This window comes from Rhizobium rhododendri (assembly GCF_007000325.2).
GTDB lineage: Bacteria > Pseudomonadota > Alphaproteobacteria > Rhizobiales > Rhizobiaceae > Rhizobium > Rhizobium rhododendri.
Genome location: NZ_CP117267.1, coordinates 264881 through 282250, shown reverse-complemented (window position 1 = coordinate 282250; position 17370 = coordinate 264881). Strand labels below are relative to the sequence as shown.

The window sequence follows — 17370 nt, the reverse complement described above, 5'->3', positions numbered from 1 at the left end:
CAAGCCCTATCTCGGCGAATTGAGAAAAATGCCTATGGGCCCCGGCTCTGGCCCGGCGGCACGATGTAGCTGCGGTCGTGCTTGAAAGAACCTCTTTTTGTTCCGCGCGCATATTCGTTGCCGGATTGGGCGCCAATGGGGCCTCAAGGCCGTGGATGACGCATCGGGGGCGATTGAAAATCGGCCGGCTGTGGATAAGGTAGCAACGCCGATAGTGATGTCATGAAGCGGGTATGCCGTGTCTTCGGCATTGCGGAGAGCTTGCGGCGGCATATCGGGGCCGTCCATTAACCCTTTCTGGCGAAAGCATTGGCACTTGCTGGACCGGACGGAGCGTCACCTATATTAACAAAACGTTAATGCGAGAAGGCCTCGGCTCGAACATCAGGTTGGACAATGCCGGCAGTACAGTATCCGTTCATCGACATTGCCGTTCATCCGAGCATCCGCGACCGGTTTGCGCGCGGCGAAGCGATGGCGCTGTTCTCGGTCGAACTCGACCGGGTGCTGTGGGCAAACGGCGCCGGCGCCGACCTTTTCGGCTATGCGGCCATCTATGATTTTCTCGACCAGGGCGCCCGGCCCGGTGACGTATCCTTCCGCCAGATTGCAGCCACTGCGCACCAGCTGGTCGCCGTCGGCGATACTCGCAGCTTCCTGATCCGGATAGCGGCAGGGTTCCAGCGTGTTGTTGCCAATGCGGCAGTCGAGAAGATCCGCACCCCGGCCGGCGAAGACGCAATCCTGTTTTCCTGCCCGGTTTCCGCAAAACCGCTGGAGACCACCGAGCGTGCGCAGCGGATGCTCGACGGGTTCGACGATCCCGACACCCATATCGCCGTCATCGGCCGCGACGGCGAGATCATCGCCGCCTCGCCCGGTTTCGCAGCCCTCGGGATCACGACGGAAACTGCGGGCATGCTGGTGACAATGGCCGGTGGCCAGCCGGAGCGACTGATCAAAAGGCCGATCCGGACCGGCCAGGGCTACCTACCCGCCGCCATCGGCCTCCTGTCGGATACACCAGCCCTCAATCTGCTGTTTGTCGTCGAAATGGTCATCGGCCATCTCGATCCCGTTGAAACCGTTTCGGCAGTGGTGCCAGCGGCGGCCGAAACCTTGGCAACGCCGGTGGCAGAGGCCGAAACGACGGCAGCCGTCGCCGATGATGGCTCCGCCCATATCGAGCCAGCTGCTGTTAGGGCGACTACCGCCGCAGAAGCGCCTGCCGATGTTCATGAAGATCGTGGCGACGTCGAGAGCGTCTCGGAAGAAGCTGGAACCGACGCCGCCATCCCATCTTCGAGCGCCGACGAACCAACCAATCAGTTAGACCCCGGTACACGGGAGTTCTCGGCGGCGATCGATGCTCTTGCCGAGATCGAAGATGTCGAAGACGAACCGGAAGAAATTGCCGCCATCGAACAAAGCGATCCCAACGCCGTCGAGGAGCCCGAGCAACCGGCGACACCTGCCGTGCAGGACGATGGCGACGAGGACGACGCCGATCACGAGATTGCCGAGGACGAGCAGACTGCGGCCCTGACGAATGAGGATGCGGAAACGCATGTCGAGGATTCGACCGATGCATCACCCGAGCGGGGCTCGGAACTTTCGCCTGACATAGAGCTGTCAGCGGACGACACCGAGGGTGCTTCGACGGATGACGCAAGCGTTGAGCGGGAAGTGCCGGATCGGGAGCCGAGTGAAGATCAACCCCTCACTGCCAATGCGGAGATCGAGCCACGGGAGCCGGCTGCGTCCGAACAGGAAGCAGCACCAGCCGCATCGGTCGATATCGCCCAGCCCGCAACCGTAGCGGACGCCGTTGCGGCTGCAGCACCCGAGACCGATCAGCCGCAGCATTTCGTTTTCAATCGGCAGGGACGTGCGACGCGCTTCGTCTGGAAGATCGATGCAGAGGGCCATTTCAGCGAGATTTCGCGGGAATTCGCCGAGGCTGTCGGGCCTCATGCAAAGGCTCTCGCAGGCGTCGCCTTTGCCGATATCGCGACGCTGTTCCACCTAGATCCCGATGGCAAGATCGCCGAGTTGCTTGCCCGTCGCGACACATGGTCGGGGCGGACCATCCATTGGCCGGTCGAGGGAACGAGCCTGACGGTTCCTGTCGATCTTGCGGCTCTGCCGACCTATACGCGCAGCCGTGAGTTCGACGGCTTCAGAGGCTTTGGCGTCGTCCGCCTGTCGGACGCGACGGAGGACCCGCTGCGGACCGGGCTGACCCTGGGGTTGCCAGCCATCGATGACACCGCGTCAGGCAACGAAGCGGCTGATGCATTGCACCCGGAGCATCCGGATGAGAAAGCCACGGTCGCAGATCCGGTGGTTTTCGACGAGAGCACTGATGAGAACGAAACGTCCGCCGTCGAGGCGGAGCATGTGCCTGATAGCGTCGAGCCGCTGGATGGACCGTCCGAGCGGATATTCGAACCCAACGAGCCGGAGCTGCCGTTCCACGTCGAACCGCCCGCCCTGAAGATATCAGAGACGCCGGCCCGCAGGCTTTCCGACAAGATCATCCAGCTGCATGAACGGCGGCAGAACCTGACTGACGGCCTGTCGCTGGCAGAGCAGGCTGCCTTCCGCGAGATCGCCAAGCAGCTCGAGCCGTTCGGCAAGCGTGGCGAAGAACCGACGGATGCCGCCCCTGCCGATCCGACAGATGACGAGAGCGAGCAGCCGGAAGCGCCTGCGGCAGAGCTCGATGCGTTTTATCCGACGCCGCTGCTGGCGGCTAACGACGATATAGAAGGCTCCGACACGCCCGAACCTGCCGATGCTGTGGAGGGACGTGAAGGCGGCGACGAATTCAACGCGCTCGATGTTCTCAACACGGCCATTCCGCCGCGCGTGAAAATGACCGACGGGCTGTCGGCTGCTGTGGTCGATCAGCTGCCCGTCGCGGTCCTCGTCCATGCCGGCGACACGCTGATCCACGCCAATCCCGAGTTCATGCGGCTAACGGGCTATACCTCGCTGGCGGAGCTGGAAGGGGTTGGCGGCATCGATGCGCTGCTGCAGCGGGAGGATTTGCAGGACAAGACAGAACGCTCCGGCGTGATGATGGTGGTCAGAGCCGACGACGCGCTGGTGCCGGTCACTGCCCGGCTGCAATCCATCCGCTGGGAAGATGCCAGCGCATTGATGTTGGCGCTGATGCCTGTCGAGAAGGATGGCGAGGCGCTGTTGTCGACGCGGATCGACAGCCGCGAAGAGCCCCGTCCGGAACGCATGCTGGAAAAGGTTGCCAAGCTGCAGGTCGAGGTGGAGGAACTGCAATCGATCCTCGAGACCGCGACAGATGGCGTCGCCATCATCGGGCCGGAAGGCGATATAAGGTCGATGAATCGCTCGGCCAGCGCGCTGTTCAACTATGATGAGCAGGAGACGCGCGGCAAACCCTTCGTCATGCTGTTTGCCCATGAGAGCCAGAAGGCCGTGCTCGATTATCTGAGCGGGCTCACCGGCAACGGCGTGGCCAGCGTTTTGAACGACGGACGCGAGGTCATCGGTCGCGAGGCATCCGGCGGGTTCGTGCCGCTGTTCATGACCATGGGCGTACTGACCTCGTCGAACGGCTACTGCGCCGTGATCCGCGATATAACCCAGTGGAAGCGCACGGAGGAAGACCTGCGCAATGCCAAGCGCGCGGCTGAAACGGCCAACGCCCACAAAAGCGACTTTCTTGCCCGCGTCAGCCACGAGATCCGCACGCCACTCAATGCCATCATCGGCTTTTCCGACATGATGGCGAGCGAGCGGCTCGGGCCGATGGGCCATGCGCGCTATGTCGAATATGCCGGCGACATCGGACGCTCCGGTCGCCATGTGCTCGATATCGTCAACGATCTTCTCGACATCTCGAAGATCGAAGCCGGCGAGATGGAACTCGAGTTCGGCGCCGTCGGCCTCAACGAGGCGATCGCCGAAGCCGTATCGATCGTCCAGCCGCAGGCCAACGGACAGCGCGTGATCATCCGCACCGGGCTTTCGCAGTCGGTGCCGAATGTCGTTGCCGATCTGAGGTCGATCAAGCAGATCGCCCTGAATATCCTTTCCAACGCCATCCGCTTCACGCCATCCGGCGGCCAGATCGTCGTTTCAACGTCCTACGAGGGCAATGGCAGCGTCGTGCTTCGCATTCGCGACACCGGCGTCGGCATGACGCGCACGGAACTGGAACAGGCAATGAAGCCGTTTCGCCAGGTGGCAACAAACTCGCGCCAGCGCGGCGACGGCACCGGTCTCGGCTTGCCGCTGACCAAGGCGATGGTGGATGCCAACAGGGCGCTGTTTTCCATCCACTCCGCTCCCAACGAAGGCACTCTGGTGGAAGTCACCTTCCCCTCGCCGCGCGTTCTTGCCGATTAGGCCGATGCATTAAAAAAGGGCGGCCGAGGGCCGCCCTAAGTCATGCTGTTGATTGGAGATAGAGACCCGCAGATCTGGAAGTTCTCCATGGTCGGGCCGTGCGCGGAGTGAATATTAGACGCCGCGCAACTGAGGGTAGCTTGATCGCTATCTCCTAACACAATCTTAAAAAGACCGGCAATCTCTCACCTGTGACTATTGCGCATTTGCGTTCGGTTAATTTTTCAATGCCTCGAGATCAGCGAATTGTGCCAGGCACTCCGGATTGGCGAGCGCTTCCTTGTTGCGCACTGTCCGGCCATGCACCACTTCGCGCACCGCGAGTTCGACGATCTTTCCGGATTTGGTACGGGGGATATCGGCGACGGCAACAATTTTCGCCGGCACATGGCGCGGCGTGGCACCGGTTCGAATGCGAGCCTTGATCGCGGTGGCGAGATCCTGGGTAAGCGTGATGCCGGTGGCCAGTTTGACGAACAGCACGACCCGCACGTCATCCTCCCAATCCTGGCCGATGCAGATCGCTTCCACCACCTCGGGCATTTGCTCGACCTGATTGTAGATCTCCGCAGTGCCGATGCGGACGCCGCCGGGATTGAGGGTCGCGTCGGATCGGCCGTGAATGACGAGGCCGCCATGCCGGGTCCATTCGGCGAAATCGCCATGGCACCAGACGTTGTCGAAGCGCTCGAAATAGGCGGCCCGGTACTTGAGGCGGTCGGGATCGTTCCAGAACATGATCGGCATCGACGGAAAGGCTTTGGTGCAGACAAGTTCGCCCTTTTCCAGCCGCACCGGGTGGCCATCCTCGTTCCAGACGTCGACGGCCAGTCCCAGCCCCGGGCCCTGTATTTCGCCGCGCCAGACGGGCTGCAGCGGATTGCCAAGCACGAAGCAGGAGACGATATCCGTTCCGCCGGAGATCGATGCCAGCTGGACATCGGCCTTGATGCCTTCGTAGACGAAGGAAAAACCCTCTGGCGACAACGGCGAACCGGTGGAGGCAATAAGCCGCAGGCGAGACAGGTCGTGTGAGTTCGTTGGCCGCAGGCCGCTTTTGCGCACCGCATCTATATATTTCGCCGAGGTGCCGAAAATGGCAAATTTCTCGTCTGCGGCATAATCGAACAAGATGTTTCCATCGGGCGCGAAGGGTGAACCGTCGTAGAGGCAAAGCGTCGCGCCGGCGGCAAGGCCGACCGCTAACCAGTTCCACATCATCCAGCCGCAGGTGGTGAAATAGAAAATCCTGTCGTCGGGCATGACACCGCAGTGCAGGCGATGCTCCTTGACCAATTGCAGCAGCGTGCCACCCGCCGAGTGGACGATACATTTCGGCACGCCCGTGGTGCCCGACGAAAACAGGATGAACAGCGGGTGGGCGAAGGGCAATGCCTCGTATTCGACAGGCTTCGGCGTGAACGCCTTGAGGAAGGCATCGAGCGTCGTGGCATCAGGCGTCATGGCCGCCACGGCATCCGCATCCCCGGCATAGGGGATGATGACAGAGGCGACACCGAGGCGCTGCGTCACGGCGCGGATCTTGTCGGCGACATCCTGGAGCTTGCCATTGTACCAGTAGCCGCTGCAGGCGATGAACAGCTTCGGTTCGATCTGGCCGAAACGGTCCATGACGCCCTGCTCGCCGAAGTCAGGCGAACAGGACGACCAGATTGCGCCGATGGATGCTGCGGCCAGCATGCAGGCAATGGTCTCCGGCATATTCGGCATCATTGCCGCGATGCGATCCCCCTTGCCGATGCCGATTGCACGATAGGCCTGCTGCAGACGCGACACTTCGGCGCGTAGCCGGTCCCAGGACCAGCGTGAACTGACCTTGTCCTCGCCGCGAAAGATCAGTGCATCCCCAGGACCGCTTCTGGTGAGAAGGTTCTCGGCAAAATTCAGTTCCGCGTCTGGGAAGAAACGCGCGTCCAGCATGTTGTCACCATCGACTAGAGCCCGCGAACCTCTGGTGCCCTTGATGCCGCAAAACTCCCAGACGGCGGTCCAGAAGCCTTCGCGATCAACAATCGACCAGGCATGCAGGCTTTCGAAATCATCGAGGGAAAGCCCATGCTGCGCATTGCAATGCTGCATGAACGCGAACATCGGCGTCTTCCGGCGCTCCACCTCAGACAAAGACCATAACGGCTGCTCGTCCTGCATTCCTATCCCTCCCGCTCGACGCTCTCTACCACGCCGCGCAGCAATATTAATATCAGAGGTTGGCGGCGTGTCAGGATGCGACGTTTGCATATGATCGGCATTTCCTATATCCGCCAAACGCAGGCGAAATCATGCGCAACGGTTTGAAAGTTTCTGCATCAACATGACGGCGTCAGGTAACAAGAGGTGGCGGCCCGCCTTGCGGTCGATGAAACGCTGGCTTCCAGCCGTCGCGCGCACGACCGGCATCGTCGTTCTCACCATCATCATCGTTTCCGTCGTGTTTAGAGCCACGGCACCCTTTCTCATTTCCAGCGGCCTGGTGCGCTCCGGGATAGAGGAAGCTCTGTCGCGCTGGACCGGCTATCGCGCCGAGATCGAGGGATCCCCGGCGATCGACTTCTGGCCGACGCCGCGCGTCACGCTGAACCAGGTGACGATCCGCGAGCGCACTGCCGGTGGCAAGGTGCTCGGTCATGTCGACAGCCTGTCCGCCGACTTCTCGCTGCTGGCCGCCCTGCGCGGAAAGGCCGATTTCCACGAATTCCACTTCCTGCGGCCGGTCGTCTACGTGCGCCGCGACGATACCGGGCTGATCGACTGGACCAATGCCGGACTGCTCGGCAAGGCCATCGACCGGGTCGAGAGATCCCCGACCGGCAGCACCGTGATCACCAAATCGCAGGACGCCAAGATCGGCGGCGTCACGGTCGAGGATGGCGTGGTCGAACTGACCGACGACAAGACCGGCAGGCTCTTCAGGCTCGACGGGGTCAATGCCGATATTTCGTGGCCACGACTGTCGAAGCCGATGAGCGCCGTGCTGCTTGCCCGCCTCAACGGCCAGGACATCAAGGTCGATTTCTTCTCGGAACAGCCGCTGCTGCTGTTTGCCGGCAAGAATGTCGATGCCAAGACGACGTTCTCCTCGCCGCTGATCCGCGGAACCTTTACCGGCATTACCAACATGTCCGATTTTTCAGCGCTGTCCGGAAATCTGGACCTCGCCATTCCCGACATGCCGTCCTTCCTCGCCTGGAGCGGCGAGCGCCTGCCCGGCAGCGCTACACTCAAGAACCTGTCGATGAATGCCGATGTCTTGACAGTCACGGACGGCATTCGCTTTAACAACCTGAACTTCGTGCTCAACGACGCCGCCGCTTCCGGCGTCATGGATTATGGCTATACCAGTACCGGGAAGCCGAAGATTTCAGGCACGCTTGCCTTCGACAAGATGAACCTCAATCCGTTCCTCGCCGCCTTTTCGATGCGACTTGCCGCCAGCACGGCTATCGACACGCTGCTGAACGGCAATCCGCTGCAGAGGCTGGACCTCGATCTGCGCCTGTCGGCAAAAAGCGCGTCACTCGGGCCCTTCAATTTCGACAACATCGGCGCAGGATTGCTGGTGGCCGGCGGCACGGCCAAGTTCGACATCGGCGACAGTGGCTTTGAAGGCGGAGACCTGACCGCCCATCTCGAAGTCACCGAGCGCAACTTCGATGGCGGCGGCAAGTTGCAGATTTCGATCCGCGATGCAGATTTTGCCAGCCTCATCACCCGCCTTAACCTGCAGGGGCCGCTGCCGCTGGCCAATGGCTCGCTCGACCTGTCGCTGATGACCAACAAGCCGATCTGGGCCGCCAATCTCGGCGACGTCGCCGGCAAGCTGCGCTACTGGTCGAAGGCCGGTGCCTTCCGCCAGTTCAATGTCTCGACATTCCGTGCCCTTGCCGCCCAGAAGAAATTCTTCCGCCTCAGCGACGTCGCAGACTCGACGTTCGATTTCCAGACCATCGATCTCGACGCAAGCTTTGCCAAGGGCTCGGTCGATGTGCAGAACGCCAGGATCGTTGGGCGAAACGAGACTTTGTCGCTTTCCGGCATCGTGCCGTTCCGCACCAACTCGCTAGCCTTATCCGGTGTGCTGGATGCGACCAATGCGGCGGAGGGAGCCGACCTGCCGGTGCTGCCATTCTTTATCGGCGGCACATGGCCGGACGCGATCGTCTCGCCGGTATCTCCGGTTCAGCAAAAGGCAACGCAGCCCTAATCACAGCGCGTTGGCAGCATGCTCGTCGCGCTGGCGCTGGATTTCCCGTCTTTTCGTGACAACAGAGGCGCAAATCACGCCAATCGCCACGATGGCGATCAGGATGGTGCAAACGGCGTTGATCTCCGGCGTGACGCCCAACCGCACCTGGCTGTAGATCTTCATCGGCAGCGTGGTGGCCCCGGGGCCGGAGGTGAAGCTTGCAATGACGAGGTCGTCGAGCGACAGCGTAAACGCCAGGATCCAGCCTGAGAACACAGCCGGCGAAATGATCGGCAGGGTTATCTCCAGGAATGTGCGCAGCGGGGTGGCGCCGAGATCGAGCGCCGCCTCCTCGATCGACTGGTCGAAGCTCATCAGCCGCGACTGCACGACTACGGCGACAAAACACATGGTTAGCGTCGTGTGGGCAAGCGTGATCGTCCAGAACCCGCGATCGAAGTCGATGGCGACAAACAGCAGCAGCAGCGACAGGCCGGTGATGACATCCGGCATGACCAGCGGCGCGTAAACCATGCCGGAAAAAAGCATCCGGCCGCGAAAACGGGTGTAGCGGACAAGTGTGAAGGCGGCGAGCGTACCGAGCACGGTTGCCAGCGTCGCCGACAACAGGCCGACCCGCACCGTGACCCAGGCCGCGTCCAGTAGCGCCTGATTGTGCATCAGCTGGACATACCATTTGACCGAGAAGCCGGTCCAGATCGTTACCAGCTTGGACTCGTTGAACGAGAAGATGACCAGTAGCGTTATCGGCAAGTAGAGGAAGGCAAAACCGAGGGTGACCGAGACGATGTTGAAGCGGGACCATTTGACCATCGTCTATCTCCCCTGCTCGTCGGCTTTCGCCTGGATATTCTGGAAGAACACGATCGGTACGACGAGGATGAGGAGAAGGATGGTCGCAACCGCCGAGGACACCGGCCAGTCGCGGTTGGCGTTGAACTCGTTCCAGAGCGTCTTGCCGATCATCAGCGTCTGCGATCCGCCGAGCAGGTCGGGAATGACGAACTCGCCGACGGCCGGAATGAAGACCAGCATGCAGCCGGCAATGACGCCCGGCAACGACAGCGGAAAGGTCACGCGCCAGAAAGCCGTGATCGGCGGGCAGCCGAGATCCTGCGCCGCCTCGATCAGCGTGTGATCCATCTTTTCGAGCGCGGAGTAGAGCGGCAGCACCATAAACGGCAGGTAGGAGTAGACGATGCCGATATAGACGGCGGTGTTGGTGTTGAGGATGATCAGGGGCTCGTGGATGACACCGAGATAGAGCAGCACCTGGTTCAGCAGGCCCTCCGGCTTCAGAATGGCGATCCAGGCGTAGACGCGGATCAGGAAACTCGTCCAGAATGGCAGGATCACCAGCATCAAAAGGGTCGGCCGGATCGTGCGCGGCGCCTGTGCCATGCCATAGGCCAGCGGATAGGCGATCAGCAGCGTCAGCAATGTCGAGATGGCGGCTATCGTGACGCTCGAGACATAGGATTTGAAATAGAGGGGATCGCCGGTCAGCCAGACGTAGTTGTCGAAGGAAAGCTGGCGGAGGTTATCGATGAAGCCGCTGAGGCCGTTCGACGTCGAGAAGACGGGTGTGTAAGGCGGCATCGCGGTCGCCGAGGTCGACAGCGACATGCGGAAGACGATGAAGAACGGTGCCAGGAAGAAGATCAGCAGCCACAGATAGGGGATGATGATCACAAGGCGGCGGTAGAGCGCTGAACCGAACGTTCCCATGATCTCAATCCTTCAACAGCACGCCGGCATTTTCATCGAAGGAGACCCATACCTGCTGGTCGTAGCCGAAGGGGTCGTCGACGGAGCGCACCGCGTTGAGCGAAGACGCCTTGACGACCTGGCCGCCCTGCAATTTGACGTGGAACACGGTCATGTCGCCGAGATACGCGATGTCCCAGATTTCACCCTCTGCGGCATTGACACCGGCATTGGCCGGCGGGTTGCGGGTGACGCGGAGCTTTTCGGGACGGATGGCAAAGCCGGCGCGGCTGCCGACGGCGGGTGCATCTGATGTCGCCGTGCGCAGCGTGAAGGCGTTGTCGACTGCGATCTCGGCGAAGCCCGGCTTCGCGGACACGACATTGCCGTCCAGAATATTGACGTCTCCGATGAAGCCGGCAACGAAACGGGAATTCGGCGCCTCGTAGATTTCCGCAGGTGTTGCTACCTGCGCCACCTTGCCGTGGCTCATGACGGCGATGCGATCTGCCATCGTCATCGCTTCTTCCTGGTCGTGGGTAACGACGACGAAGATGAGTCCGAGGCTCTGCTGCAGGTCCATCAACTCGAACTGGGTTTCCTCGCGCAGCTTCTTGTCCAGCGCGCCGAGAGGCTCATCGAGCAGCAGCACCTTCGGCTGCTTGGCGAGCGAACGCGCCAGGGCGACGCGCTGGCGCTGGCCGCCGGACAGCTGGTTGGGCTTGCGGGTGGCGAACTGCTCGAGCTTCACCATCTTCAACATCTGCGCGACGCGCTCTGCGATCTCGGCCTTGCTCATGCCATCCTGGCGCAGGCCGAAAGCGATGTTCTTCTCGACCGTCATGTGCGGGAAAAGCGCGTAGGACTGGAACATCATGTTGACCGGTCGCCGATAGGGCGGCGTGCCGGCAAGATCCTGGCCATCGAGGATGATTTCACCCGAGGTCGGCTGCTCGAAGCCGGCGAGCATGCGCAGGAGCGTCGACTTGCCGCAGCCGGAGGCGCCGAGAAGAGCGAAGAATTCGCGATGGTAGATATCCAGCGAGAGATTGTCGACGGCTGTGAAGTCACCGAATTTCTTGGTGACATTGCGCACCGAGATGAACGGTTTGGCCGCAGGATCCGTCCATGGCGCGAAAGAGCGGCGGATGTTGCCGAGAGACTTCATCATGATCCCCGAATGATGCGATGCATTGTCGACGTCCCCACGGGCGCCGCAGCATAAAAAAGCCCGGACTTTAGGGGCCCGGGCCGGTATTCGCTCTGCTACTGACCGGTGACGACCGTGGTCCACAACCGGGTCACGGTTTTCTGTATCTTGTTGTCGTAGGGCGTCGTGGTGAACAGCTTCTTCATCATGTCGTCCGGCGGGTAGATAACTGGATCGCTGAGGATCGCCTTGTCGACGAAAGCCTGCGAGGCCTTGTTGCCGTTGGCGTAGAAGACGAAGTTCGATGCCTTGGCGATGACCTCGGGCTTCATGATGTAGTTGATGAACTCATGCGCCTCGGCCACATGCGGGGCATCCTTGGGGATAGCCATCATGTCGAACCACATCTGGGCACCCTGAGACGGGATCGAGTAGCCGATCTTGACATTGTTCTTGGCTTCTTCCGCCCGGCTGCGAGCCTGGAAGATATCGCCGGAATAGCCGAGCACCAGGCAGATGTCGCCTTGGGCCAGAGCGCTGATGTAGTTGGACGAATCGAATTTGCGAATATAGGGGCGGACGGCCGTCAGAACGTCCTGCGCCTTTTTCAGCTCGGCCGGATCGCGGCTGTCCGGATTGAGGCCAAGATAGGCCAGCACCGAGGGCAGCACATCGGACGGCGAATCCAGCATGTAGATACCGCAATCCTTAAACTTGGCGGCCATTTCCGGCTTCAAGAGCACATCCCAGTTCGGCCGTTCATCGGTGCCGAGGATGGCCTTCATCTTGTCGATGTTGTAGCCGATCCCGGTGGTGCCCCACATATAGTCGACGGCATAGTCGTTGCCCGGATCGTACTTCTGGGCGCGATCGGTGATTTCAGACCACATGTTGGAGAGGTTGGGGATCTTGGACTTGTCGAGTTTCTGGTAGACGCCGGCAGCGATCTGGCGCTGCAGGAAGGTCGCTGTCGGCACCACCACGTCGTATCCGGTGCCGCCGGCCAGAAGCTTGGCCTCCAGCGTCTCGTTCGAATCATAGACGTCGTAGACGACCTTGATGCCGGTTTCCTTGGTGAAGTCGGCTAGAATGGAATCGTCGATATAGTCCGACCAGTTGTAGACATTGACGACACGGTCGGCAGCCTGCGCCGAGGCAACCAGGCCGACCACCGCAAGAGCTGTGGCAGCCAGGCGTGCGATAATGGCTTTCATTTTCTCTCCTGTTCCGTTCACGGGCATCGCGACAACACCCAACCCTCTGTTTTTCTGGTCAGACTAGAAAGGATTTCAGAAGGCCACAAGGGGGAAACCGTCAGTCGAACTGGGCTTTTTCGCAGCGCCAGCACAGCGTGCCGCTTTTCGGCGACGATTGGCAGAACGCGGCAGGCTGCTGGGCGGAGCTGGCAAGATCGCGTTGCTGCGGCCTGCCGCCACCATTGGGATCGAGGGCGAGCCGTGAAGGAGGACCGTCAACGAAAAACGACCGGGAAACATTTCCCGGTCGTTCCGATTGCTGTTGATGGAATCCCTGATCAGGCCGCGCGGTGGTAGCCGCGTTCGTTTTCGGCCTCGATCTTGAACTGCTGGATGAGGTGCATCAGCGAGTCCGCCTCGGTCGCCAGTTCGCGGCTGGCAGCAGAGGTCTCCTCGACCATCGCCGCGTTCTGCTGGGTCATCTGGTCCATCTGGTTGACCGTCGAATTGACTGACTGCAGGGCATTCGACTGGTCGTGGCTGGCACGGGCGATCATCTCGACGTGCTGGCTTATGGTGACGATCTGGCTGCTGATCTGCGACAGGACGGTCCCGGTCTGCTGTACGAACTGCGAACCGGCGGTGACCTCGCGGGTCGACTTGTTGATCAGCGTCTTGATCTCCTGTGCGGCTGCGGCGGAACGCTGAGCCAACTCGCGAACCTCCATGGCGACGACTGCGAAGCCCTTGCCAGCCTCTCCGGCGCGGGCCGCCTCGATGCCTGCATTGAGAGCGAGGAGGTTGGTCTGGAAGGCGATCTCGTCGATGACGCCGATGATCTTGCCGATTTCGGTGGAGGCATCCTCGATGCGCAACATCGCGTCGATGGCATTGTTGACGACAACGGAGCTATCGTCGGCACTGCGCTTGGCCTCGCGCACGATGACATCGGCATCCTTGGCGCGGTCGGCAGACGAGCGCACGGTGACCGTGATCTCCTCGACGGCCGCTGCTGTTTCCTCGAGCGAGGCTGCCTGCTGCTCGGTGCGCTTCGACAGGTCTTCGGCGGAGGCCGCCATCTGGTTGCCGTTGTTCTGGATCAGTTCCACATTGTCGCGAACCTGGCTGAGGGTCTGCTGCAGGCGAAGCATCGAGGCGTTGAAGTCGCGGCGGAGCTGTTCGAGGCGACCGATGAACGGCGTTTCGATAGTGGTGGAGATATCCCCCTGGGCCAGGCGATCCAGACCACCCGCGAGGGCGTTAACCGCGAAGTCGATCTGGCGGTCGAGCTCGCGCTTTTCGGCGTCGTTGCGCTGCCGCTCGTGTTCGGCAGCAGCACGTTCTTCGTCGCTCTGCTCCTCGATGCGGATCTTGGCGATGGCATTTTCCTTGAAGATGCCAAGAGCACGGGCGATGTCGCCGATTTCATCATGCCGCTGTTCGCCCGAGATGGCGGTTTCAAGCCGGCCATCGGCGATGCGGCGCATGGCAGCGGTAATCTGGCCGATCGGCCGCTGCAGCGTCAGCACCAGGGCGATGCCGCCGGCAATCGACAGGATGATGCCGAGGACCGTTGCAAGCACCGAGATGGAGTTTGCCTGCTCGCGTTCGGCGCCGGCGCTCTGCTTCTGCGTCTGGGCAAACGTCGTCAGCTTTCCCCAGATCTGGTCGAGCTGCTGGCGGGCATTGGCATATTCCGCGATACGCTGGTCGATGATGTCGACCAGCTTGCCGCCATCGCTGTCCATGGAGGTCAGAACCGGAACGATCGCCGTGTCGAGGTCTGCGGCAAAGTCCATGCCCTTGGCGCTCTGGTCGAGCGTGTTCATGTCCGTGCCGAGTTTGGCGATTTCCTGGCGGAGACGAACGAGGTTGTCCTTGCTGGTGTTGGCGAGGAATTCGCCGAGCACGAGCTGCAGCGAATAGATCGACGCTTCAAGACGACGGATGTCTTCCAGAACGGAATTGGTCTGGACGATGCGGGTGTCGATCTCGACGAAGGTGGTTGTCGCCTTGCGCATCATCTGGGTCGCGGCAAGCTGCGTGTAGGTCGACATCTGGCGGAAGCGGGAGAGCAGCCGGCCGACATCGGTCACGGTCTGATCCGTGGCGGCAGCGGCGTCGACGCCGTTGACCAAGGTCGTCAGGTCCTTGATCGTGCCCGCGAGCGACGTCACCATGCTCTTCTGGTTCGGCGGAATGGCTAACTCGATCGAGCGCTGCGCCTTGGCGATATCCGGCAAGCGATCCTTGACGATCTTCAGCTTGTCGGCCGGCGTGGCGCCCTTGCCGAAATCATCGGTCACACTTGCCAGGGCATCGCCGCCCTTCAGCAGGCGGTCTGCGGACCGAAGCGTCGCGGTGGCATCGGCCTCGTCGCTGCGCATCGCGTCCTGCAACTGCTGGGCCTGGAAATTGACGTTGAAGCGGGTGCCGATCAGCACGCGCTGCGCATCGTCTATCGACTTGCGGAAATTAAGTTCCTGATCATGCAGGGTCCAGAGGCTGCCGACGACGTTGCCGATATCGGCAGTCCTCGTCGTCGCATCGGCCAGTTCTTCATGCCCCTGTGCGCCCACGCCGACCTGGTCGAGCGTCGCTGCGAGCACTGCCTGCTGCGACTTGACGTCGGCATACAGCTTGTCGCGCGCCTGCTCGTTGGTAATGCGCAGGAAATCGTCCATGGAAGCGTAGAGGTTCTTGAAGCCCGTCAGCGACTGCAGCACGCTGTTGGAAATCTCCATGCGTCCCTGCAACAGTCCTGAGGCGTAGAGACCGGTCAAGCCAACGGCCGAGATGCTGATCACGAATGGCAATACGAAGAGGAGAACTTTCGTCTTGATCTTGAAACGCGACAGAACTTTATCAATCAACATTCGGGCCTTGCCTTCCATACACAACCGCTCCGTCGGCGCGGCGGCGCTGACTGGGTGTATCCCCTGAATTTTTAGATAACATGCGGGGTCCCGCGTGGTGGCGGGAGGCAATCATTGCGTCGTTTCTGCTTGCCGGAGAAACGCCCCTTTGTAAGGCGAATACTGCCGAAAACCCGTTAATATTCGGATAAAGAAGGTTAGTACGCTAAGTTTGAAAGAAACTCTTTTGACAGCGGGAGATGCGTAGGTCAAAGCCGGGCACAGCTGGAGAACGCGGTGTCACAGGGACGACGACGAAGTCTTTAATGAATCCCGTTAGATGGCGCGGGAAACCATGTAGGCGATACAGGCAGCCGTCGCACCGGTCGCGAGCATCGCGAAGCGGACAGCGAACAGCTTGGCACTGTCCTTGGTTTCAGCGATGGCGATTGCGCGAGCGCGACGCGATGTCTTGTTCATGAGCACGTATCCCATTTCGACACTGACACGATAACCGCTGATGCGGCCAGCCTGCAACCACTAATATTGGGCAGACCTTCAACAGCGGTAAAGTACATCATGCAGCACGGCTGTTAACAAGTCTTGAATGTGCTTCGCAGCTAATTAAGCTTACGCCGCTTCGCCAGCCACGTGGCCCGAAGCCCAGGCCCACTGGAAATTGTAGCCGCCGAGCCAGCCGGTAACATCGACGCATTCGCCGATGAAGAACAGTCCCGGCACATCCTTTGCCTGCATGGTGCGCGAATCGAGCGCCTTGGTATCGACGCCGCCGAGTGTCACCTCTGCCGTGCGGTATCCTTCCGAGCCGGCGGGCTTGATCTTCCAATCCTGGACTGCCGCGGCCAGTCGCTGCAACTGCTTGTCGGGCTGGTCGGCGAGATTGCCGGTGAAACCCTCCGCTTCGGCAACGTACTGCGCCAGGCGTTTCGGCAGGAATTCGGCGAGTGCGGTCTGCGCCGCGATGCGGCCGTTTGCCTGTCGCGCAGCCTTCAGCTTTGCGAGAACGTCGATCTCGGGCTCGATAACGAGTGTGATCTCCTCGCCCTCGCGCCAGTAGGAAGAGGCCTGGAGGACAGCCGGGCCACTGAGGCCGCGGTGCGTGAACAGCAGCGCCTCGCGAAAGCCGGTCTTGCCGCAGCGGATCTCGGCAGGCGCTGCGATACCGGAAAGAGGTGCCAGGCGCTCCAGAAGCGACGGATCGAGCGTCAGCGGCACCAGACCGGGGCGTGTCTCGATCAGCGGCAGCCCGAATTGCTCGGCGATCCTGTAGGCAAAGCCTGTCGCTCCCATTTTGGGGATAGACTTGCCGCCGGTGGCAATGACCAGCGACGCTGCTTCTATCGTGTCTTCGTCGGTCGAGATGACAAAGCCACCGCCCGAAGGTGCGACATCCGATACGGTCGTCTTCAGCTTCAGCATGACACCCGCGTCGCGCATCTCCTCCATCAGCATCCGGACGATATCCTTGGCGCTGTCGTCGCAAAACAGCTGGCCGAGCGTCTTTTCATGCCAGGCGATGCGATGGCGATCGACCATGGCGACAAAATCCTGCGGCGTGAAACGCGCCAGGGCGGACTTGGCGAAATGCGGATTGGCGGAGAGGAAGTTCTTCGGCGTCGTGTGGATATTGGTGAAATTACAACGCCCGCCCCCGGAGATTCGGATTTTCTCGCCGGGTGCAGCGGCATGGTCGAGCACAATCACCGAGCGTCCACGCTGGCCGGCGCGGATGGCGCACATCATGCCGGCAGCGCCTGCGCCGATAATGACGACATCACATTTGCGATCCACGCTAAATTCCTTCTCGCATGCCACCTTGAGGCT

10 protein-coding genes are annotated in these 17370 nt (G+C 61.1%); 2 read left to right on the top strand and 8 right to left on the bottom strand.

Features of this window, described 5'->3' with window-relative positions:
• Positions 1-396: 396 nt before the first annotated feature.
• Entirely contained in the window at positions 397-4392 is a 3996-nt protein-coding gene (locus PR018_RS01360) for an ATP-binding protein (RefSeq protein WP_224128230.1), read from the top strand.
• A 216-nt stretch (positions 4393-4608) separates the two neighbouring features.
• Here PR018_RS01360 and PR018_RS01355 read toward each other — a convergent pair whose 3' ends face one another.
• Positions 4609-6561, bottom strand: a complete 1953-nt coding sequence (locus PR018_RS01355) for an acetoacetate--CoA ligase (protein WP_142824053.1) — start codon at positions 6559-6561, stop codon at positions 4609-4611.
• Between the two features lie 163 nt (positions 6562-6724).
• Here PR018_RS01355 and PR018_RS01350 point away from each other — a divergent pair, with 163 nt between their 5' ends.
• Entirely contained in the window at positions 6725-8614 is a 1890-nt protein-coding gene (locus tag PR018_RS01350; protein ID WP_142824052.1) for an AsmA family protein, read from the top strand.
• Here the strand turns inward: PR018_RS01350 and PR018_RS01345 are convergent, their stop codons facing one another.
• The 7 genes from PR018_RS01345 to PR018_RS01315 all read right to left on the bottom strand — a co-directional run bounded on the left by PR018_RS01345 (position 8615) and on the right by PR018_RS01315 (position 17337).
• A complete protein-coding gene (locus PR018_RS01345) occupies positions 8615-9430 on the bottom strand; it encodes an ABC transporter permease (protein ID WP_142824051.1) in 816 nt (271 codons plus the stop codon).
• Positions 9431-9433: 3 nt separating this feature from the next.
• A complete protein-coding gene (locus PR018_RS01340; protein WP_142824050.1) occupies positions 9434-10345 on the bottom strand; it encodes an ABC transporter permease subunit in 912 nt (303 codons plus the stop codon).
• A 4-nt stretch (positions 10346-10349) separates the two neighbouring features.
• A complete protein-coding gene (locus PR018_RS01335) occupies positions 10350-11492 on the bottom strand; it encodes an ABC transporter ATP-binding protein (RefSeq protein ID WP_142824049.1) in 1143 nt (380 codons plus the stop codon).
• Positions 11493-11590: 98 nt separating this feature from the next.
• Positions 11591-12688: a polyamine ABC transporter substrate-binding protein gene (locus PR018_RS01330; protein WP_142824048.1), complete on the bottom strand. Its 1098-nt coding sequence runs from the start codon at positions 12686-12688 to the stop codon at positions 11591-11593.
• Between the two features lie 320 nt (positions 12689-13008).
• Positions 13009-15546, bottom strand: a complete 2538-nt coding sequence (locus tag PR018_RS01325; RefSeq protein WP_142824047.1) for a methyl-accepting chemotaxis protein — start codon at positions 15544-15546, stop codon at positions 13009-13011.
• Between the two features lie 315 nt (positions 15547-15861).
• On the bottom strand, positions 15862-16005 hold the full coding sequence (locus PR018_RS01320; RefSeq protein WP_162854766.1) for a hypothetical protein: 144 nt from the start codon (positions 16003-16005) through the stop codon (positions 15862-15864).
• Positions 16006-16155: 150 nt separating this feature from the next.
• Positions 16156-17337, bottom strand: a complete 1182-nt coding sequence (locus PR018_RS01315; RefSeq protein ID WP_142824046.1) for a BaiN/RdsA family NAD(P)/FAD-dependent oxidoreductase — start codon at positions 17335-17337, stop codon at positions 16156-16158.
• Positions 17338-17370 lie beyond the last annotated feature (33 nt).